The sequence below is a fragment of the Lysobacter sp. CC-YZS074 genome (genome assembly GCF_056739745.1).
On sequence record NZ_CP200301.1, the window covers coordinates 160,346 to 181,296 of the forward strand.

At 73.5% G+C, this 20,951-nt stretch carries 16 protein-coding genes; 9 read left to right on the forward strand and 7 right to left on the reverse strand.

Annotated features, from left to right (window positions below; translation table 11 throughout):
• The first annotated feature begins 2 nt into the window (after nucleotides 1-2).
• Together U8331_RS00635 and U8331_RS00640 are read left to right on the forward strand one after the other, a co-directional pair.
• Entirely contained in the window at nucleotides 3-593 is a 591-nt protein-coding gene (locus tag U8331_RS00635) for a superoxide dismutase family protein (protein ID WP_481132859.1), read from the forward strand.
• A gap of 37 nt (nucleotides 594-630) precedes the next feature.
• The gene (locus U8331_RS00640; RefSeq protein ID WP_481131708.1) at nucleotides 631-1,146 is read left to right on the forward strand and encodes a GNAT family N-acetyltransferase; all 516 of its coding nucleotides are present in this window, start codon (nucleotides 631-633) and stop codon (nucleotides 1,144-1,146) included.
• A gap of 406 nt (nucleotides 1,147-1,552) precedes the next feature.
• Here the strand turns inward: U8331_RS00640 and U8331_RS00645 are convergent, their stop codons facing one another.
• Nucleotides 1,553-2,497, reverse strand: coding sequence for a hypothetical protein (locus tag U8331_RS00645; protein WP_481131709.1), 945 nt, complete (start codon nucleotides 2,495-2,497; stop codon nucleotides 1,553-1,555).
• Nucleotides 2,498-2,638: 141 nt separating this feature from the next.
• Here U8331_RS00645 and U8331_RS00650 point away from each other — a divergent pair, with 141 nt between their 5' ends.
• Nucleotides 2,639-3,916, forward strand: coding sequence for an acetyl-CoA C-acetyltransferase (locus U8331_RS00650; RefSeq protein WP_481131710.1), 1,278 nt, complete (start codon nucleotides 2,639-2,641; stop codon nucleotides 3,914-3,916).
• Nucleotides 3,917-4,227: 311 nt separating this feature from the next.
• Here the strand turns inward: U8331_RS00650 and folE are convergent, their stop codons facing one another.
• The 6 genes from folE to recC form a co-directional block, all read right to left on the reverse strand.
• The gene (folE, locus tag U8331_RS00655) at nucleotides 4,228-4,818 is read right to left on the reverse strand and encodes a GTP cyclohydrolase I FolE (RefSeq protein WP_481131711.1); all 591 of its coding nucleotides are present in this window, start codon (nucleotides 4,816-4,818) and stop codon (nucleotides 4,228-4,230) included.
• A 173-nt stretch (nucleotides 4,819-4,991) separates the two neighbouring features.
• Entirely contained in the window at nucleotides 4,992-5,453 is a 462-nt protein-coding gene (locus U8331_RS00660) for a hypothetical protein (RefSeq protein WP_481131712.1), read from the reverse strand.
• A gap of 148 nt (nucleotides 5,454-5,601) precedes the next feature.
• The gene (locus U8331_RS00665; RefSeq protein ID WP_481131713.1) at nucleotides 5,602-7,293 is read right to left on the reverse strand and encodes a GGDEF domain-containing protein; all 1,692 of its coding nucleotides are present in this window, start codon (nucleotides 7,291-7,293) and stop codon (nucleotides 5,602-5,604) included.
• Nucleotides 7,294-7,360: 67 nt separating this feature from the next.
• Nucleotides 7,361-9,262, reverse strand: coding sequence for an exodeoxyribonuclease V subunit alpha (recD, locus tag U8331_RS00670; protein WP_481131714.1), 1,902 nt, complete (start codon nucleotides 9,260-9,262; stop codon nucleotides 7,361-7,363).
• Nucleotides 9,259-12,969, reverse strand: a complete 3,711-nt coding sequence (locus U8331_RS00675) for a UvrD-helicase domain-containing protein (RefSeq protein WP_481131715.1) — start codon at nucleotides 12,967-12,969, stop codon at nucleotides 9,259-9,261. Before U8331_RS00675 ends, recD begins: the two co-directional genes overlap by 4 nt.
• Nucleotides 12,966-16,313 (reverse strand): exodeoxyribonuclease V subunit gamma, encoded by a 3,348-nt coding sequence (recC, locus tag U8331_RS00680; protein WP_481131716.1) that lies wholly within the window; start codon nucleotides 16,311-16,313, stop codon nucleotides 12,966-12,968. The genes U8331_RS00675 and recC overlap by 4 nt, the downstream gene beginning before the upstream one ends.
• Nucleotides 16,314-16,616: 303 nt before the next feature.
• Here recC and U8331_RS00685 point away from each other — a divergent pair, with 303 nt between their 5' ends.
• The 6 genes from U8331_RS00685 to U8331_RS00710 all read left to right on the forward strand — a co-directional run bounded on the left by U8331_RS00685 (nucleotide 16,617) and on the right by U8331_RS00710 (nucleotide 20,940).
• The gene (locus U8331_RS00685; RefSeq protein ID WP_481131717.1) at nucleotides 16,617-17,405 is read left to right on the forward strand and encodes an ABC transporter ATP-binding protein; all 789 of its coding nucleotides are present in this window, start codon (nucleotides 16,617-16,619) and stop codon (nucleotides 17,403-17,405) included.
• Nucleotides 17,405-18,154, forward strand: a complete 750-nt coding sequence (locus U8331_RS00690) for an MlaE family lipid ABC transporter permease subunit (RefSeq protein WP_036209832.1) — start codon at nucleotides 17,405-17,407, stop codon at nucleotides 18,152-18,154. The genes U8331_RS00685 and U8331_RS00690 overlap by 1 nt, the downstream gene beginning before the upstream one ends.
• A 90-nt stretch (nucleotides 18,155-18,244) precedes the next feature.
• Nucleotides 18,245-18,799: an outer membrane lipid asymmetry maintenance protein MlaD gene (mlaD, locus tag U8331_RS00695; protein ID WP_481131718.1), complete on the forward strand. Its 555-nt coding sequence runs from the start codon at nucleotides 18,245-18,247 to the stop codon at nucleotides 18,797-18,799.
• A gap of 5 nt (nucleotides 18,800-18,804) precedes the next feature.
• Nucleotides 18,805-19,449 carry an MlaC/ttg2D family ABC transporter substrate-binding protein gene (locus U8331_RS00700; RefSeq protein WP_481131719.1) on the forward strand — a complete coding sequence of 215 codons (645 nt, stop codon included), beginning with the start codon at nucleotides 18,805-18,807 and terminating at the stop codon, nucleotides 19,447-19,449.
• 1 nt (nucleotide 19,450) lies between these two features.
• On the forward strand, nucleotides 19,451-19,738 hold the full coding sequence (locus tag U8331_RS00705) for an STAS domain-containing protein (RefSeq protein ID WP_481131720.1): 288 nt from the start codon (nucleotides 19,451-19,453) through the stop codon (nucleotides 19,736-19,738).
• 62 nt (nucleotides 19,739-19,800) lie between these two features.
• Nucleotides 19,801-20,940, forward strand: a complete 1,140-nt coding sequence (locus U8331_RS00710; protein WP_481131721.1) for an MlaA family lipoprotein — start codon at nucleotides 19,801-19,803, stop codon at nucleotides 20,938-20,940.
• The last annotated feature ends 11 nt before the right edge of the window (nucleotides 20,941-20,951 follow it).

The following is a 20,951-nucleotide window of genomic DNA, read 5'->3' on the forward strand; positions in this document are numbered from 1 at the left end:
AGATCGCCATGAAGACCGCCCTGCTTGCCAGCACCACCGCCCTGCTGCTCGCCGCCTGCAGCTCGACCCCGCAGACCCGTTCCGACACCGCCGCCGCGGACACCGCGCCGGCGGCCCCCGAACTGGCCACCACGTCGACCCTGCAGAACGCGTCGGTGAACCTGGCGGCGGCTTCGGGCAGCCTGGTCAGCGGCCGGCTGTCGATCATGCCGATGGGCGAGGGTCTGCACCTGACCGGCGAGGTCGGCGGCCTCGCGCCGGGCAGCACCCACGCCATCCACATCCACGAGAAAGGCGATTGCAGCGCGGCCGATGCCAGCAGCGCCGGCGGTCATTTCAACCCGACCGCCGAGCCGCACGGCAAGGTCGACACCGCCACCCACCACGCCGGCGACATGAACAACATCGTCGCCAACGGCGAGGGCGTGGCGATGGTCGACGTGCATGCCAATGGCGTGGTGTTGGGCGGCGGCGCCGCCAACGACGCGGTCGGCAAGGCGGTGATCGTCCACGCCGCGCCCGACGACTACACCAGCCAGCCGTCCGGCAATGCCGGCGCGCGCGTGGCCTGCGGCGTGATCGCAGGCGGCTGAGCCGGTCGCCGTGCGCGCCACGTCCGGCCATGACGCCATGACCGAAGCCACCGGCGCCACGCGCCCGCTGCGGATCCGCCCCGCCCACGCCAGCGACACCGCGTTGCTGGCGCGCTGGGCGGCGGCAATGGCGTGGGAAACCGAGCACAAGGCGCTCGATCCCGACACCGTGCGCGCCGGCATCGCGGCCGGCATCGCCGACCCGGCGCGGGCGCGCTACTTCGTGGCGATGGACGAGTCGCTCGCCGCCGGCCGCGAAACCATCGCGGCCGCGGTCGGCACGCTGATGCTGACCCGCGAATGGAGCGACTGGCGCAACGGCGAGTGGTGGTGGATCCAGAGCGTCTACGTCGACGAGGCCCACCGGCGGCGCGGCGTGTTCTCCGCGCTGTACCGGCACGTCGCGGCGCTCGCGCGGGCGACCGATGGCGTGATCGGGCTGCGCTTGTACGTCGAGCGTGGCAACGCCGCCGCGCAACGCACCTACGCGGCACTGGGCATGGTGGACGCGGGATACGACATCCTGGAGCACGCGCTGCCGCGGCCGGAGTGAGTAGCGGCAAGGCCGGGTGAGCGGCGGCGTGGTCGGGGTGCCGTTCGACGTGGCGCGGCGGTTTGTACGTGGCGGCGCCTGTGGGAACGGGGTAGGTCGCGTCCACTGGTGGCGGCGCAGCGGTCCGCGGGAGGGGATCGCCCGATTGTGGAGCGCGTTGAACGGTGCGCCTCGGCCGGTCAGTGGGTCGCGACTTACCTCGCTCCTACAGGGAGTCGTGCGGATGGCCGGCCTTTTGTAGGAGCGGCTTCAGCCGCGATCCGGCAACCGTTCGCCCGTACCCGTTCCACGATCGCGGCTGAAGCCGCTCCCACAGCAGCCCCGACAGACGCCGCTGGACCGCGGCACGCGCATGCCGGTGGCCGGTGGTGCTGACCTCTGCTCCGCACGCGCAAATCGCGCCGGCTCAGCGCAGCTCGTTGCGATAGTCGCTGTCGCGGCCGCAGTGGACGAAGGTGACGGCGACCCCGTGGGCGGCGAGCACGGCGGCGATCTGCCGCTGCCGGGCCTCGAACAGCTGGTGGCGGCGCTGCAGCCGTTCGCGGGTGGCGTCATCGGCGCCCGCCGGATCAGCGGGGTCGTGCTCGTCGGCAGCGTAGCGCTGGTGCCAGGCGTTCGGCGAGAACAGGGCGATCCGCGCCTCGCCGCCGGTGTAGTGCAGCAGCGGCTCGGGCGGCTGGTCGAGCCAGGCTTCGCCGTCGGGTTCGAGCAGGGCGGTCTCCAGCAGCGGCCACAGCGCGGCCAGGCCGGCGTGTTCGTACTGCATCGCGGTCATCGCTGCGAGGTCGTGCACGGTCAGGTAGCGGGCGTGCTCGACCTGCAGGCCGAACGCCTCCTGGGCGGCCAGTGCGGTGTCGGCGCCGGCCATGCCGGTTTCGATCAGGTCGCGTTCGAACGCGTCGCCGACCGTCGACACTGTCTCCGCCGGGCCGCCGAGCACGAACGGCACCAGCCGCAGCGGCCCGCCGGCGAAATCCGGTGACGGCGCGAGCGTGCCCGGCAGCTTGCCCTCGTGCGCGCCGAACGCGATCACCCGGCCCTGGTCGCGGCCGAGGCCCTGGCGCGGGGCGCCCCCCAAGGGGACTTCCTTCGGGGCGCGCGCGGCGAGCTGGTCGAGCTCCCGGTGCAGCGGCCAGCCGGGCCGCAGCAGTTCGACCGGGTCGTAATGGGCACCGACGGTGACCAGCTCCAGCTGCGCGGCCTCCGGCGCGAACTTCGCCAGGTCGCGCGCGACCAGCCCGGCCAAGGCGCCGACCTCGGGCTGCGCCAGCGCGTCGCGTGCCACGGGTGCCGCGCCGGTCAGTTCCAGCGCGAGTGCGCCGAGCACGTGGAGTTGCGGGGTCTGGCTCATTGCTTCCCTTAATGAAAATACGCTGGCGTTTGGTCGCGTCCGAAGCCCGGCGCTACACTCAGGCCATTATGCCCGCACCCGCTTGCGGGCTGCCCCGCAAGCCCCGCGCTGCACCGCCAGCGCCCTCCAGAAGGTGATCCGATGCGTCCTGTCCGTCCCGTTGCCGTGCTCGGCGGAGTGCGAATCCCGTTCTGCCGGCAGAACACCGCCTACGCGGACGTCGGCAACCTGGGCATGTCGGTGCGCACCCTCGGCGCGCTGGTCGAAAAGTACGGCCTGCACGGACAGGTGCTCGGCGAGGTGGCGATGGGCGCGGTGATCAAGCACTCCAGCGACTGGAACCTCGGCCGCGAGGCGGCGCTGTCGTCCGGGCTGTCGCCGCTGACGCCGGGCATCACCCTGCAGCGCGCCTGCGGTACCTCGCTGGATTCGATCATCACCGTGGGCAACAAGATCGCCACCGGCCAGATCGAGGCCGGCATCGGCGGCGGTTCGGACTCGACCTCGGACGTGCCGATCGTCTACGGCAAGGCCTTCCGCCGGCGCCTGCTGGCGGCGAACGCGGCGCGCGACCTCAAGGGCAAGCTGGCCGAGTTCAAGGGATTCTCGCTGGGCGAACTCAAGCCCGACTTCCCCGGCGTGGCCGAGCCGCGCACCGGCAAGTCGATGGGCGAGCACTGCGAGGACATGGCCAAGCAGTGGAACATCGGCCGCGACTCGCAGGACGAGTGGGCGCTGTCGTCGCACCTCAAGCTCGCCGCAGCCTACGAGCGCGGTTTCTTCGACGACCTGGTCGTCAGCTTCCGCGGGGTGGCGCGCGACAACAACCTGCGCCCCGACAGTACGCTGGAAAAGCTGGCGACGCTGAAGCCGGCGTTCGACCGCACCTCTGGCCGAGGCACCCTGACCGCGGCCAATTCGACGCCCCTGACCGACGGCGCCGCGGCGTGCCTGCTGGCCTCCGACGAGTGGGCGGCGGCGCACGGCCACGAAGTGCTGTGCCACCTGCGCGACGCCCACGTGGCCGCGGTCGACTTCGTCCACGGCGAGGGCCTGCTGATGGCGCCGACCGTAGCGGTGCCGCAGATGCTGGCGCGCAACGGTTTGAGCCTGCAGGACTTCGACTTCTACGAGATCCACGAGGCGTTCGCCGCGCAGGTGCTGTGCACGCTGCGGGCGTGGGAGAGCGAGGAGTACTGCAGGGGCCGGCTCGGGCTGGACGCGCCGCTCGGGCGGATCGACCCGGCGAAGATCAACCCGAACGGCTCGTCGCTGGCGACCGGGCATCCGTTCGCCGCCACCGGCGCGCGCATTGTCGCGACCGCGGCGAAGGAGCTGGCCGCCCGCGGCGGCGGCCGCTGCCTGGTGTCGATCTGCACCGCCGGCGGCATGGGCGTGGTGGCGATCCTGGAGCGTTGACGGCGGCGCTTGGCGCTTGGCGCGCCGCGGGCTGGCGCCATCAAAGGTGATGCCAGCACGGCGGTGTGTGTTCGCGGGTTCGCGTTCGGAGTTCGGGGGTTGGTGGACTTTTGTAGGAGCGACGTCAGTCGCGATCCATTGACCCCAGGAGTGGCTGCGTTCAGCGCGCGCCTCGAAATCGCGCGACCGTGGTGCGCGTTGATCGACACGGAAACGGTTGTCAGTGGGTCGCGACTCACGTCGCTCCTACAAGAACCCGCATTCGCGAGGACAGGAGCGTAAAGCCGGGTGCGCCAGACCAGCCCCGGCGCTCAGCGCCCGGGGCCGACGTCGATGAACTGCAGGAACTCGGCGCGGGTGCGGGCGTCCTCGCGGAAGGTGCCGAGCATCTTCGAGGTGATCATGCTGACGCCGCGCTTGTGCACGCCGCGGGTGGTCATGCACTCGTGCGCGCCCTCGATCACCACGCCGACGCCGCGCGGCTGCAGCACGCGCTGGATGCAGCCGGCGATCTGCGAGGTCATCTTTTCCTGCACCTGGAAGCGGCGCGCGTAGGCGTCCACCACGCGGGCCAGCTTGCTGATGCCGACCACCTTGCCGTCGGGCAGGTAGCCGACGTGGGCCTTGCCGATGATCGGCGCCATGTGGTGTTCGCAGTGGCTCTCGAACTCGATGTCGCGCAGCACGATCAGCTCGTCGTAGCCGGCGACTTCCTCGAAGGTGCGGGCGAGGTACTCGTCCGGATCCAGCGCGTAGCCGCTGAACCAGTCCTGGTAGGCCTTGGCGACCCGCTTGGGGGTGTCCAGCAGGCCTTCGCGGGCGGGATCCTCGCCGGCCCAGCGCAGCAGGGTGCGGACGGCGGACTCGGCCTCTTCGCGGGACGGTTTGTGGGGATCGGCCATGGCGCGGGGGATTGTCGTGGGGGCTGCCATGCTACTCCTGCCCATCGCGGGGCTGAACCCGCGGGCATCACGACAAAAAAAGACGGGGCCGCGTGCGACCCCGTCCAGGCACCAACTGCTGTGTTCGTTGTTGTTTGTTGTTGTTGTGTGTTCCGCCGGCGGCGCGAAGCGGCTCAGCGGCCGTCGCGGTCGGCGTCGCCCGGGAGGGCGCGTTCGATGTGGTGCCAGCCGTCGCGCACCGCATGGCGTGCATCGCTCCACTCCAGGCGCGAGTCGCCGCGGGTGCGGTCCCAGTCACGCTCGAGGTGCGGCTCGGCGTCCTCGAAGCGCTGGCCGCGGTAACGGCCGTAGGTGTCGTAGCCGTACTGGTAGGCCGGCTCGTAGTCGTTCCACTCGCGCTCGCTCGAGTAATACGGCGTGCTGCGGTACTCGCGCTTGAAGTGCTCGCGGTACTCGGTCGGGTTGACCGCCTCGGCGATCGAGTCGCCGGCCTTGGCACCGATCACGCCGCCGGCCACCGCGCCGATGGCGCTGCCGACCGGGCCGCCGACCGACCCGACTGCCGCGCCCGCGACCGCGCCGGCCACCGCGCCGGTACCCGCGCCGATGCTGTGGTCTTTCTTGACGTCACTCATGGGTGTGCTCCGTTGATTGGTGGGGGGCCGGAGCGATCGCACCGGTGCGCTGAACGTAGGCGCGCGGCGGTGCAACGGGAGTGAAAGCAGCGCGGTTATCGCCGCGACGTTGGCCCGGTACTCAGCCACGTCAATGCAGTGTCGAGGGTCAGGCGTCGACCGGTGCTTCGGCGGCCGCCGGATCGAAGCGGGTGAGCAGCGCACGGCGCTCGCGCGCCTGCTGGAGCGAACGGCCGGCCCGTTCGAACAGCGCCGCGACCGGCTCGCCGCGGCGCGACATCACGAGGCCGATGTCGACGATGAGCGCGACGTCCTGGCCGTCGATGCGGAACGGCTGCCCCGCGAACCCCGCCTGGATGCGCTGCAACAGGTGCTCGACGTCCTCGCGACGGCACTCGCTGACGATTGCGAACTGCGCACCGTCGATGCGGGCGATGGCATCGTCGGCGCGCAGCAGGCCGCGCATCCGGGCCAGCGCCTGCTGCAGCAGCGCATCGGCGCGGGCACGGCCGAACCGTGCCACCCGCTCGCGGTGCTGGTCGATCTCCAGCAGCAGCAGGCCGTAGCGGTTGCGGCCGAAGCTCGCCCGCCGGTACCAGGCATCGAGCATCTGCCGCAGCGCGGCGCCGTCGAGCGCGCCGGTGAGCGGGTCGCGCGCCAGCACCTCGCGGGCGTCGAGCGCGAGCCGGTGCCGGGCCAGCGCGTGGTGCCCCACCGCGACCGCCAGCACCAGCGATTCGAGCACCGCCACCAGTGGCAGCGCGCGTTCGCTCCATGCCGCCTGCAGCAGGCCGAGCTGGTGGGCGCCGGCGAGGGCGGCGACCGTCAGCATCGGCGTCCACCCGAGCAGGTAGTAGCCGGCGTAGGCGGCGTCGCGGCGGCGGGCCAGCACGGCGATGACCGGCAGCAGGGGAACGCAGGCGACCAGCAGCGCATTGCCGACCAGCGAATAGACGTCGTGGACCCACCCGCCCCCGAGCCACAGCACCGCGAGCAGGGCGACGTGCAGCCACAGCAGCATGCGCAGCAACCGCGCCGCGCGCGGCAGCGCGCGGTCGAGGTCGAGGAAGCGCACGGTGAAGGCGAGCTGCAGCACCACCGCGAGGGTCGGGAACGTCCAGTGCACGGTCGGGCCGCCGTGGGCGAGCCAGCCCAGCCCCGGGATCTCGTGCGCATCGCCGCTGAGTACGGTCGAATACAGCGCGATGCAGAGCAGGTATCCGGTGTAGGCCAGGTACATCGCGTCGCGGAACAGCAACCACAGGGCGAACACCGCCATCGCCCCGAGCACCAGGACGGCGAATGCCGCCGCGTTGGCGCGCGCGCCGCCGCGCTCCTCGACGACGAGTTGCCGCTCGCTCGCCAGCCGCAGCCGCAGCGGTTCGGCATCGATGCCGCCCACCCGCAGGTACGCCACGCCCGCCGGCGGCCAGCCCTGCGGCAGCGGCAGCGCCCAGCCGCGGCGCAGGAGCGGCGAGCCGCCGTTGCGCGAATCGGCAATCACCCGCGGCGGTGCGCCCGGCGGGTGGAAGGTCACCGGCCCGAGCCCGGCGGGGCCGTCGAGGACCAGCAGCGCACGCGACTCCGGAGCGAGCGCCCCGTCGTGGGTGATCCGCAACCAGTAGTGGTGCTCGCTGCGGGGCAAGGGCAATTCGAGGGTGCGACCGGCGTCGGCGGTCCCGCGCGCCAGCACCGGCGCCGATGCCGGCGGGCCGTCGATGCCGCCGTCGCCCATCAGAAGCTCGACACGCAGCGCCTGCGCGGCCGCCGGGGAGGCCAGCCACAGCCAGGACGACAGGACGCAGCCCAGCGCGAGCCGCCAGCGCGAATTCCGGAACATCGATCCCCTCCCCCGAGCCGGCCGAGTCTAGCCCAGCATCGCCGTCGCCCGCGGACGATGCGCCAGGTCAGGCACCGAGCCGCACCGCCAGCCCGGACACCCGTTCGGCATGGCGGGCGAGCGCCGCACGCAGCACCGCCTCGCCCGCGCACAGGTGCAGCTCGCGGCGGGCGCGGGTCAGCGCGGTGTAGACCAGTTCGCGCGAGAGCACCCGGTGGTCCTGCCGCGGCAGTTGCAGCCACACGCTGTCGAACTCGGAGCCTTGCGCCTTGTGGACCGTCATCGCGAACGCGCTCTCGTGCGCGGGCAGCGCGGCCGGGTGGAACGGGCGCACCCCGCCCGCGCCGTCGGGAAACCACGCCACCAGCGTGCCGCGGGCGTCGCGCAGGCAGACACCGATGTCGCCATTGAACAGGCGGTGGCGATAGCTGTTCTCGGTCACCAGCAGCAGCCGGCCGTGGAACTGCGTTGGCGGACGCGGTCCGGCGAGCGCCTCCTCGACCCGGGCGTTGAGTGCGTGGGCGCCCTGCGGCCCGCCACGCAGCGCGGTCAGCAGACGCAGCCGGCCGGCGTGCGCGAGCGCCTCGCCCGGATCGCGCGCGTCGACCAGCGCGCGGAAGTGAGGCAGCAACGTGGCCGCGCCGGCAGCCAGGGCATCGCCGGCGTCCTCGTGGAAATGCACACCCGACAGCGACCCGCCACGCAGCAACGCCAGCGCGCGGTCGGCATCGCCGGCGCGCACGGCGTCGGCCATCGGCACGAGGTCGAAACCGGTGGACTGGCGGAAGCCGCGTCGCAGGTGGACGCGATGGCCGTGCAGGAAGGGGCGGTCCACCCCCGGCGCCACGCGCTCGCGCGTGGGTTCGGGGACCGGCGCGAACAGGTCGCCGGTCCAGCCGTCCTCGGCCGGCGCGACTGGCTCGGCGGGTTCGGCGGGACGCGTCGCGCCCTCGCCCGGCCAGCCGGCGAGCACCGGCGGCCACGCCGCATCCACCCCCGCGGCGGCACAGATGGAGGCCAACACGTCGCCGGCCTCGACCGACGGCAGCTGGTCGGGGTCGCCGAGCAGGACCAGGCGGGCGCCGTCCGGCACCGCCTCGGCGAGCTTGCACATCAACGGCAGGTCGACCATCGAAGCCTCGTCGACCACCACCACGTCGAACGGCAGCGGGTGGTCGCCGTCGTGGCGGAAGCGCGGACTGCCCGGAATGGTGCCGAGCAGGCGGTGCAGGGTGCTGGCGCCGGACGGCAGCGCCTCCAGCCAGGCCGGATCGAGTCCGGGGTCCGCCTGCAGCCGCCCGGCCGCCGCCTGCAGGCTCTCGGCCATGCGCTCGGCCGCGCGTCCGGTCGGTGCGGCCAGTGCGATCCGTGGCGTTGCCGCACCGGCCAGCCGCGCCCGGGCGACCAGCAGCACCAGCAGGCGCGCGATGGTGGTGGTCTTGCCGGTGCCGGGGCCGCCGGTGACCAGCGACAGCGCACCGTGCAGCGCCAGCGCGGCGGCGCGCGCCTGCAGCGGGTCGGCGGTGCCGGGCGGGAACAGCGCGGCGAACACCGCGCCCAGCGCCTCCGGCGTTGGCGGGTCGACGGGCGTGCGGGCCAAGGCCCGCAGCCGCGCCACCAGCCGGCGCTCGTATTCGCGATAGCGGCGCAGGTAGAGCAAGCCGGCGTCGAACACCAGCGGCGTGTTCGATGCGGTCGCCTCCGGCGTCGGCGTCGACACCCACGACGAAGCGGACAGCGCCGCGGCCCAGTCCTGCGCGGAGGGCCAGTCGAGCCCGGCATCGACCACCAGCCGCGGTCGCGCCGGATCGAACCCGGCGTGGCCCTGCGCGACCGCGAGCGACGCCAGCGCCGCACCGGCGAGCACCGGCTCCGGGGTGGCCGGATCCAGCCGGCGCAGGCTCGAAGCCAGTGCGAGGTCGAGCGGGCGCAGGTGACCGCCGCGGGTCAGGGCGTCGAGCAGGCTCACGCCGCACCCCCGGCGAACAGCGCATCCAGCGCATGCACCAGCGCCGGGACCGGCCGGTGCGCATGGACCCCTTCGCCCTGGGCCAGCCCGCGGCTGAACACGTAGCGCACGCCGCCGAAGTCGCGGGCGTAGTCGTAGCCGTCGCCGAGCCGGAAACGCAGCCAGCGGTGCAGCGCAAGGGTGTAGAGCAGCGCCTGCAGGTCGTACTCGCTGTGCGCCATCGCGGCGTCGAGCGAGGCCGGGTCGTAGGCCGGCAGCCGGTTGGACTTGTAGTCGAGCACGTACCAGCGGCCGCCGGCTGCATAGGTCAGGTCGATCTTGCCGGTCATCAGCCCCTCCAGCCGCTGGCGCGCACCGAACGCGCGCCGCCCGCGCAGCACGCCGTGGCGGTGTAGTAGCTCGATCAGCGCGTCGACCCGGGTGGGCGCCAGGGCGAAGTGGAATTCCATTTCGGCGCGGCGTGCGTCGGCACCCAGGTCGCACAGCCGGCCACCCTCCGGCAGCGGCACGGTGAGGGTGTGCCCGACCAGCGTGGTCAGCAGCGCGACGCCGTCGTCGAGGTCGGCATCCGGGTAGCCGCCGTCGCGCAGCGCCGTGCGCAGCGGTGGCGCCTGGCCGGACGGCGGCGGGTCGCCGGCGCGCCACCCCGCCCACCGCTCGAACGCGACATGCTCGAGTGCGTCGTGCAGCACGTTGCCGAACCGGCTGCCGGCGAAGCGCGGGTCGAACGCGGGCCCCGCCGGCTCCTGCGCGTCCCCGGAAGCGCCCGGCGGCGGTGCGGCGACATCGGCCAGCGCCTCGTCGGCGGCGCCGCGCTCGGCACCGGTCGCGGCGGCCTCGACCGCGCCGGCCGCCTCGCCGGCGTCGGCGCGGGCCAGCTGGGTGAAGCTGTAGACCCACCAGTCGCGCGCGATCGTGCGCGCGACACGGCGGGCGGCGGGCACCGCGTCCTCCGCTTGCGGCGGCAGCGGCGCCGGCGCGGCGGCGAGCGGGCGGTCGTCGAAGACGATGTCGCCTGCGGCGGACGCCCGGTCCAGTCCGGCCAGCATCGGCGCCAGCCGGGTCCTGGCGTGCTGGTGGAACGCGCCCTCGGCCAGCCACAGCGCGTGCCGGGCGCGGGTCAGTCCGACGTAGAGCAGGCGCGCCTGCTCGGCCAGCGCCTCGCGTTCGTGCTCGCGGCAGGCGTCCTTCCACGCCGGCGCCTCCTTGTCGATCTTCCAGTGCCGCACGCGGCGTTCGCCGTCGTGCACGGCCAGGTGACGCGCGGCGTTGCGGCCGTTGCCGCCGATGCCGACGAACGGCAGGAACACCAGCGGGTATTCCAGTCCCTTGCTCTTGTGCAGGGTGACGATCTGCACCCGGCGCGCGTCCGATTCCAGCCGCAGCAACTGCGCCTCGTCGTCGCTGTCGGCCTCGGCGACCGCCGCGCGCAGCCAGTCCAGCTGGCCGTGCAGCCCGGGCGTGCGCGCCTGCACGTCCTGCATCAGCTCGGCCAGCTGCAGGGTGTTGGTCAGCCGGCGCTCGCCGTCGAGCAGGCCGAGCAGGCGCTCGCCGGCCGCGGCGCACAGGTCGGCGACCAGCGCCAGCGGGCCGCTGCGCTGCCAGCGTTCGCGCCAATGCTGGGCCTGTTGCTGGTGCGCGGCGTGGGCGGCGCCGTCGGTGTCGAGCGTGGCGATCGCGGCGGCGTCCAGCCCGACCAGCACGGTGGCCAGCGCCGCGCGCAGGCGGCCGTCGTCGGCCGGTTGCAGCAGGGCCTCGAACAGCGCGAGCAGGTCGCGCGCCTCGGCGGTCGCGAACAGGCTCTGCTTGCCGGCGGCGACCGCGGGGATGCCGGCGGCGGCCAGCGCGAGCTGCACGCGACTGGCTTCGCCGTGGGTACGCACGAGCACGGCGACATCGCCGGGCGCCACCGGCCCGCCGTCGATCACGGCCGTACCGGCGCGACCTTCGCGCAGCAGCGCGTGGATCTCGGCCACGCAGGCGCGGGTGGCCAGCTCGCGCGAGCGGTCGGCGTCGATCGAGGCGGATTTGTCCTTGCCCCGGCCGCCGGTCCCGGCAGCCGGCTCATTGGGATCGTCGGGCGCGTCGGGATCGACGACCGTGCGCACGGTCAGCGCCGGCGCCGGCCGGCCGTCGCGCTGGAACCCGGCGTCGCTGCGGTGGCCGCCGGGCTGCACGTCGTGAAAGGCGATCCCGTCGACGACGAACGGCGGCGGCACGCCGGCGTCGGCCTCGGCCCGCGCCTGCGCGGCGGCATACAACGCCGCGACGGCCCTGAGCACGCCGGGACGCGAGCGGAAGTTGCGGTCCAGTGGCGGGGCGCGTTCGGCATCGCCCTGCGCCTGCAGGTAGGTGTGCACGTCGCCGCCGCGGAAGCCGTAGATCGCCTGCTTGGGGTCGCCGATCAGGAACAGCGCCGGTGGATGTTCCGGCGGGTTCGCGGGCGCCTCCACCGCGTCATCCGCCTTTCCGCCGAATACCCGCCGGAAGATCGCCCACTGGCGCGGATCGGTGTCCTGGAACTCGTCGACCAGGGCAATGCGGTACTGCGCGCGCAACGCGTCCACGAGCGCCCCGCCGTGCTCGCTTTCGAGCGCGTCGGCGACGCCGTCGATAAGGTCGTCGTAGGTCTGCAGCCGGCGCACCCGCTTGAGTTCGGCCAGTCGCACGCGGGCTTCGTCGCGGACACGGTGGAGCAGGGCGGTGGTGTGGGCGTGCAGCCAGGCCTCGTGCGCGGCGCGCGCATCGAGGAAGGCGTCGATGGCGTCGCACAGCGGTGACTGCGGGGTGCGGCCCTGGCCGGCCTTGTTGGTCTTGTCGCGCAGGACGCGGGTGCCGAGCCGCGCGAGCCGGTCGTCGAACGTGGCCACCGCGTCGCCGCGGTCGCACCAGCGTTGCAGCGCGTGCCAGCAGGCGTCGAGGGTCTCGGCCCTGTACATGGTGGCGTTGATGAACTTCGCCGCGACCGCCGCGTCCAGCGCCTCGCGCAGGGTGCCGCCGTGCGCGCCGAACGCCTCCGACAAGCGGCGCCCGGCCGCCTGCAGGGTCGGCAGCGGGTCGCCACCCGGCGCGGCAGGCTCCGGCCGCAACGGCTCGTGCGCCAGGAGCGCGCGCAGGTCGTCCTGCAGCTGCTCCGGTTGCGTCCACAGCCGCGGCAGCAGCAATGCGGTGCCGGGTTCGGCCGCGAAGGCGCGCCACAGGTCGGCGGCGAGTTCCTCGCGCAACGCGGCGTCGCCGGTGAGCAGGGTCGGCGGGTCGAAGACGTGGCCGCTTTCGAACGCGTGCTCGCGCAGGACGCGGGCGCAGAAGCCGTGGATGGTGAAGATCGCGGCGAGGTCGACCTCCCACACCGCCTGCCGCAGGCGGCGGGCGAGCCGCTCGCGGGTTTCGCCGCCGATGGCGAGGTGGCGCTCGACCACCTCGCGGCTGAGCGCCGCTTCGGCGTCGTCATCGCGGCCGTCCGGATCGGCCGCCACCCGCGCCGCCTGCTCCAGCCGCTCGCGGATGCGGCTGCGCAGCTCCTGCGTCGCCGCCTCGGTGAAGGTCACCGCGAGCACCTGCCCGATGCGCAGGCCGCGCTCCACGATCAGCCGCGTCACCAGGGTGGCGAGGGTGAAGGTCTTGCCGGTGCCGGCGCTGGCCTCGATCAGGCGCACGCCGTCGAGCGGCAGGTCCAGGTACGGGTCGCGATGGGCGGGCGCGTTCATGCCGGTGCCTCCGCGTCGCCGTCGACGTCTTCCGACGCGCAACCCTCGACCACGGCGCCGAACACCCGCCGGGTGATGTCGACGAAGGCCGCCGTCGCGGCCGCGTCGTCGAACAGCTCGCGCCCGCGCAGGGTCAGCCGGAACGCATCGCCGTCGCGTTCGCCCCAGCGTTCGTAGCCGCCCTCCCAACGCTCGCGTGCCTGCTTCAGCGCCGCTTCCGGACGCTCCGCGCTGTAGTGGGCCCAGCCCGAGTACGGACCCCACGGCAACGGTTCGGCCAGGCCACGCGCACGCAGCTGCAACAGCGCGCGCAGGGTCGCGCGGGCCGCGTCGGGATCGAGTGGCGCGCGCTCGATCCGGGCCGGGCCGTCGCCGGCGTCGTGGAACTGCACCAGCGCCAGCCGATGGCCGGCGGCGTTGGCGGACAGCCAGTCGAGCCCGTCACGGATCTGCGCATTGCCACCGGGCGTGCCGGGCCGGAGCCGGCCGAGGCCACCGCCCCACACGCCTTCGACGCGACCCTGCAGGCGGACGTCGTCGATTGCGATGTCCACCGCGAGCGCCGACTCCGCCGACGGCCCGCGCCAGTCATTGAACAGTTCCGCATAGGCGGCGAACTCGGCCTGCAGCCCGGTCAGCTGGGCCTCGCCGAGCGGCCCCGGCGGCAGCATGCCGCGGGCGCGCAGGCGTGCCGCCAGGCCGGCCGTATCGCCCTCAAGGGTCGCGCGCAGCACCTGTTCCTGCAGCGCCACGCGTTCGAGTCCGCGGCTGGCCAGCAGCAGCGGCTCGACATCCTCCACCGCCGCGACCTCGTCCGGCAACCGCATCGCCAGCCGGCGACGCAGGAACTCGCCGGCCGGATCGCGCAGGAACCGGCGCAGGTCGGCGATCGTGACCACCTCCGGCGTGGCTTCGGCCGCCGGCAGTGGCGCACCGCTCCATGGTGCCAGCGCGTGCCGGTCGCCCGCGCTGCGCCCCGCCGCCGGGTGCCATTCGCCGCGGTAGCTGTAGCGCCGCGGCTCGTCGCCGGCACCGAACGCGGCCGGCGCGAAGGGCTGCAACGGGTGGTGCACGACCAGCGCCGCCCGCGCGGCGGCCGCATCGACATGCTGGGCCGCGGCGGCATCGAGCAGTTCGGACACCAGCACCGACGGCTCGCGCGCGCTGCCGTCGCGCGCGTCGGCGCCGAGATGGCTCAGGTAGAACACGTCGCCGGCCGAGGCCAGCAACTGCAGGAACAGGAAGCGGTCGTCCTCGCGCAGCGACCGGTCGCCGTGGCGGCGGCCGTCGGTGCCCAGCTCGGCGGTGAGCCGGTTGAGGCCGGCTGCGGGATCACGGCGCGGATAGTCGCCGTCGTTGAGGCCGAGCACGCAGATCGCGCGGAACGGCAGCAGGCGCAGCGGCACCATGCGGCCGAAGCTGACCCCGCCGGTGAGCAGCGGTGCACGGGTGTCGGCCTCGCCCAGCGCGGCGGCGAAATGCGCGCGCACCACGTCCGGCGCCACCGGGGCGTCGAAGCCGGCCTGCGCGGCGCTGTCGGCAAACCCGCCGACGAGCTGGCGCAGCCGTTCCAGCGCACGCTGCGCCGCGGCGGACGACGGCAGCGGCGGCAGCAGGGCCTCGAGCAGGCCGAGCAGGCGCTCACGCCACTGCGCGGGGGGCATCGCCTCGGCCAGCACGCGCTCGTGGCGTTCGAGCACGCGTAGCAGCCGGAGCAGGGCGTCCAGCGCCGAGAGCGCGCCGCCTTCCAGCTCCGGCCACGGCGCGAGCAGCTGGCCGTCGGGCAACTCGAGGTCGCCGTCGTCGCCGGTCGCGTGGCCGAGCAGCAGCCGGTCCAGGGCGAAGCGCCAGGTCCAGGTGGCGTCGCCCGGGGCGCGGTGGCGTTCGCGATGGGCCGCGTCCAGACCCCAGCGTGCGCCGGCGGCCTGCAGCCAGTCGTGCAGGCGCTCGAGCGACGCGGCGTCGAGTCCGGCCGCTTCCGCCAGCGGCCGGCTGGCGATCAGATCGAGCACCTCGTGCAGGCCGAACCGCGAGACGGGCAGCGCCAGCAGCCGCAGGAACACGTCGGCGAGCGGCTCGCCGGCCAGCGGACTGGCGTCGGCCAGGGCGAACGGGATGAAGTCGTCATGGCCGGCGCGGCCGCCGAACACCGCCTCGATGTACGGCACGTACGGGTCGATGTCGGGGGCGAGCACCGCGATCTCGCGCGGCTCCAGCGGCGGATCGAACCGCGGGTCGTCAAGCAGCCCGCGCAGCTGGTCGTGCAGCACCTGCACCTCGCGCAGGCGGGTGTGGCAGGCATGCACCTGCAGGCTCGGGTCGCGGCGGTCGACCTGCGCGCGCAACGGCGCGCCGGGCGTGCCGCGGCGATGGAACAGGTCGCTCTGCAGGCGCTTGAGCAGGGTGTCGGCATGCGGACCGGCCGGATCCGGCACCGGCGCCACATACGCGGGGATGTCGCCGGCCGGATGCACCACCTCGTAGCTGCCGAGCACCGCCATGAAGTCGCGCCCGGCGGCGCCCCAGGCCTGCAGCAGCGGGTTCTCCGCCGTCTCGAAGGCGTCCTCGCCCTCCGCCCGCAGGCGCTCGCCCAGGGTCTGCAGGTCGCCCCAGTAGGCCGGCGTCGGCGACGGCAGATAGAAGTGCAGGGTGCCCACCCGCGCCTGGCTGGCGACCACGCGCAGCACGTCGGGGGAGATGTTGAGCGTGGCGAACGCGAACAGGCGCGGCGGCAGGCCGGCCGGGGCGCTGGCGGGTGCCTGCCCGCCCTCGCCGGCAAAGCGGCGCAGGTAATCGTCGATGCGCCGCGCGCGATGGCGGCGGCCACCGGCGACGTGGCGCCACAGCAGCGCCTGCGGATCGCGCGGGTCCTTGCCGCGCTCCCAGTCCAGCAACCAGTCGCGGCGCCACGCCTGGTACTTCTCGAACACCGCCGCCAGCTCGCCGGCCAGGCCCCAGGCCTTGAGCGGATCGTCGCCGGCCAGGTACCGGCGCAGGCCGGCCATCGCCGGCGCACGCATCAGGGCCGCATCGCCCAGCGCGGCGAACAGCCGCCAGCGCAGCGCCCCGGCATCGAGATCCTCGCCGGCGCCGTCGACATTGGCGTCCAGCGCCCGTCGTACCAGCTCGCCCGGGGTCAGGAACTCGAGATTGGCGGCGACCCCGTGCGCCTTCGCCAGCTCCGCCTGCAACCAGCGCCGCATCGACACCTGCGGAATCAGCACGATGTCCGGGGCGAGCAGCGGCTGCCCGGGCGCCGGCCGGCGCACTTCTTCGGCCAGCAGCCCCGCGAGCACCTCGAGCGAGTTGGAGTGGTAGAGGCGGAAATCGGCGGGGCTCGGCATCGCGGCCATCTTGCCGCAGGGCTGTCGCAGACGGCGAGACCGGGGCCGGCAGGAAATCGATGAAGCGCCGGGCGCCGGGCCCGTCCCGGGGGTCCGGGCTCCCGGCCGTTGTGGGAGCGGCTTCAGCCGCGATCGTGGAACCGCACGGGCGCCAGGCGTCGGATCGCGGCTGAAGCCGCTCCTACCAACGCCCCACTGGAAGGCGCCCGAAAGCGCCACCTGCGATAATGGCGCGATTCAGCCTGGCAACGCGATCCTGCGCGGTTCCCGGCGCCCGGCACCGGCCGGCCCACAGGAGTCCCGATGTCCGACCCCACGCCCATCGTCCGCATTGCCGGCCTCCGCCTCGACCGCGGCGGCCGCACGGTGCTGCGCGACATCGACCTGTCCGTCCCGCGCGGGCAGGTGGTCGCGGTGCTGGGCCCCTCGGGCAGCGGCAAGTCGACCCTGCTGGCGGCGCTGACGGGCGAGCTGGAGTCGGCCGCCGGCACGGTCGAGGTGCTCGGCCAGCCGGTGCCGCGCAACACCCGCGCGCTGCTGGAGCTGCGCAAGGGCATCGGCGTGCTGCTGCAGGGCAACGGCCTGCTGACCGACCTGACCGCGGCCGAGAACGTCGCCCTGCCGCTGCGCACGCATACGAAGCTGCCCAAACCCGTGATCGACCGGCTGGTGCGGATGAAGCTGCACGCGGTCGGCCTGCGCGCCGCCGCCGATGCGTTCCCGCGCGAGCTGTCGGGCGGCATGGCGCGCCGGGTCGCGCTGGCCCGCGCGCTCGCGCTGGACCCGCCGCTGATGATCTACGACGAGCCGTTGACCGGCCTCGATCCGATTGCCTCGGGCGTGGTGATGGAACTGGTGCGCCGGCTCAACGACAGCCTCGGCCTGACCAGCATCGTGGTCACCCACCACGTGCACGAGACCCTGCCGGTGGCCGACCACGCGATCGTCATTGCCAACGGCGGGATCGTGTTCTCCGGCACGCCCGGGGCGCTGCAGGCCAGCACCGACCCGCTGGTGCGGCAGTTCCTCGACGGCCAGCCGGACGGTCCCATTCCGTTCGACGCCGCCCCCCGCAACGCAGAGGCCGCCTGATGCCCTTTGTCGCCGCCACCCGCTCGGTCGGTCGCGCCGGCCTGTTCACCCTGTCGGTGATCCGCGCCTCGCGCCCGGGCGCCGACCTGTTCCGCGAGTTCGTCCGCGAGATCTACAAGATCGGCGCGCGCTCGCTGCCGATCATCGCCGTCGGCGGCGCCTTCGTCGGCCTCTCGATCACCCTGCTGGGCTACCGCGCGCTCGACACCTACGGCGCCTCCAGCCAGATCAGCGCGCTGGTCGGCCTGGGCCTGTACCGCGAGCTGGCGCCGGTGCTGACCGCGCTGCTGTTCATCGGCCGCGCCGGCAGCTCGATCGCCGCCGAACTCGGGCTGATGCGCGCGACCGACCAGATCACCGCGCTCGGCCTGATGGCGATCGACCCGGTCGGCAAGGCGGTCGCGCCGCGGTTCTGGGCGGCGGTGCTGTGCGTGCCGCTGCTGACCGGCTTCTTCTGCAGCCTGGCGCTGTCGGCGAGCTACTTCGAGGCGGTGCACGTGATCGGCATCGATGCCGGCGTGTTCTGGCAGGTGCTGCGCGACAGCGTCGATTTCGTCGACGACTTCGGCATGGCACTGGTCAAGTCGGCGGTGTTCGGCGCGGTCGCGGCGCTGGTCGCGGCCTACGTCGGCTTCCACGCCGAGCCGACGATCGAGGGCACTTCGGTGGCGACCACCAAGGCGGTGGTCAACGCCTCGCTGCTGGTGCTGATGTTCAACTTCGTCATGTCGGCGTTGCTGTTCCGCTGACGCGATGCGAGTCCGTTCGCAAAAACCCGCACATCCGTGTGCGGACTCTTCAATGCAACACCCGCCCGTCGGCGGGTTGAGGTAATGCCCATGTCCTCCCGAGCCCCCCGTATCGAATTCGCCGTCGGCGCCTTCCTGTTGCTGGCCCTGGCCTCGCTGCTGGTGCTGGCGATCGCCTCCACCAACGGCAAGTTCGGCTTCGGCGGCGACGCCTACGAGATCACCGCCCGCTTCACCAACCTCGGCCCGCTGCGCGAGAACGCACCGGTCAAGATCGGCGGCGTCGCCGTCGGCCGGGTGTCGGACATCGACCTCGATCCGGTCAAACTGGATTCGGTGGTGACCCTGGCGATCGACCACCGCTACGCCGACCTGCCGGCCGACACCAGCGCCGCGATCCTGACCTCCGGCCTGCTGGGCGAGAGCTACGTGGGCCTGCAGCCCGGCGGCGACCCGGAACCGCTGAAACCCGGCGACCAGATCTTCCTGACCCAGTCCTCGGTCGACCTGATCCAGATGGTCGGCAAGTACATGTTCAGCGGCGGCGCGGACAATGGCGCCGGTCCCGCGGATGACGGCGCCGCCGCATCCGACGAAATGCCCGCCTACCTCCAGGAAGGCGGCACCGAAACCCCTACGGAATGAACCCCATGAATCGCAACCTGATCGCCCTGTTCGTGTCCGCCGCGCTGCTTGCCGCCGCGCCGGCCCTGGTGCTGGCACAGCCGCAGGGCGCGTCCACCGCCGCCGCGGCGTCGCCGAGCAAGCTCGTGCTCGACAACTCGACCCGGATCCTGACCACGCTGGAGGCGCGCCGCGACGAGTTCCGCGCCGACCGCGAGGCGCTGCGGACCTTCATCGCCGGCGAATTCGACAACATGTTCGACCGCACCTACGCCGCCCGGCTGGTGCTGGGCCGGCACGGCCGCGGCGCGTCGGAGGCCGACGTGCAGCGCTTCGCCGACGCGCTGGCCAACAACCTGATGCAGCGTTACGGCTCGTCGCTGCTGGACTTCAACAGCCAGCTCAGGGTGCGGGTGAAGTCCGAGACCCCGCTGCGCGGCGGCTCGATGGTCAAGGTGTCCAGCGAGTTCCTGCGCGAGGGCGGCGAGCCGATCCCGGTCGACTACCTGCTGCGCAAGTCCGGCAGCGACTGGAAGGTGTTCGACGTGATGGTCGAGGGCGTCAGCTTCGTGCAGACCTTCCGTAACCAGTTCGACGGCCCGCTGTCGCGCCAGTCGATCGACGAGGTCGCCGCGCAGCTCGAGGCCGGCAAGCTGCAGGCCGGCAACTGACGTGAGCGTCGCAGCGGTCAGCGTCGCCCGCGACGGCGACGCCCTGGTGTTCCGCGGTGAGCTGGACCGTGCCGCGGTCCCGGCCGCGTGGGACCGGGCGCGGCCGCTGCTCGATGGCGCCCGCCGGCTGGACCTGACCGCGCTGGACGCGGTCGACAGCGCCGGCCTGGCGATGCTGGCCGAAATGGCCGATCGCCTGCCCGGTGTCGTCATCGACGGCGAACCGGCCGGTTTCGCCGAACTGCGAGCGGCCTACCGGCTGGGCCCCTCGCTGGGCTTCGCCGGCTGAGGCCACCCGGTATCCCGCCCTCCGCGTGGCCGCGGCGGGCCCGGCCCACTAAACTTGTCACCATGCGCCCCCACGCCCCCCACGCACCGGTTCAACAGACCGGCCAAGATGCCGCGCCCGCTTCACGCGCCCCCTTTCTCGTTCTGCTGCTGAGCGCCGCGGTCGCCAGCGGCTGCGCCTCCACCGGCCAAGGCAGCGCAGCGACGACGCCGGCGGCGAGTGCCGTCACCACGGTCGATTCGGTATCGCCGGCGCCTGCCGGCGGCGAGGCCCAGCCGCCCGCGGCGCCCGATGCGGCCATGTGGAACCCGGCGGCCGCGGCCGCGGACGAGCCGGCCGCTGTCGATGTTCCGGCCGCGGCCGCGGTCGCACCGGCGGATCCGCAGGCGCCGGTCGCCGGCGCACCGACCGCAGCGGAGCTCGACTACGCCGCCATCTACGGCGGCGAACCCTACGACCCGGTCGCCGACCCCAGCCTGCCGCCGCCGGCCGCCGTGCCGGCCAGCCACGACCCGTGGGAGCGCTACAACCGCAAGATGCACCGCTTCAACAACGCGGTCGACCGCGTCGTCGCGCGGCCGCTCGCGCGCGCCTACGTGGCGGTGGTGCCGCGGCCGGTCCGGCTCGGCGTCAGCAACTTCTTCAGCAACCTCGGCCAGCCGGTCTCGGCGGTCAATGCGCTGCTGCAGGGCAAGCCGAAGCAGGCCGCGCACGCGATGGGGCGGTTCCTGCTCAACAGCACGCTTGGCGTCGGCGGCATCTTCGACCCCGCCAGCGACGCGAAACTCTCGCGCCGCAGCGAGGACTTCGGCCAGACCCTGGGCATCTGGGGCTGGGAGAAGTCGCGCTACGTCGAACTGCCGCTGTTCGGGCCGCGTACCGTGCGCGACGTGTTCGGCATGGTCGGCGATGCGCCGCTCAGCCCGCTGCGCCAGGTCAATGACGACGCCACCCGGATCCCGTTGCAGGGCCTGCAGCTGGTCGACGTGCGCACCCAGCTGCTGGCCACCGACAGCCTGCGCGAGGGCGCCGCCGACGACTACGCACTGGTGCGCGACGCGTGGATGCAGCGGCGCCAGTACCAGATCTTCGGCGACCGCACGGAAGACACCGACGACACCGCACTGCCCGACTACCTGCAGGACGACAACCTGCCGCTGGTGCCGGCCGGCGCGGTACCGGTGATGCCGACCGACGGCTGAGGCAGGCCGTC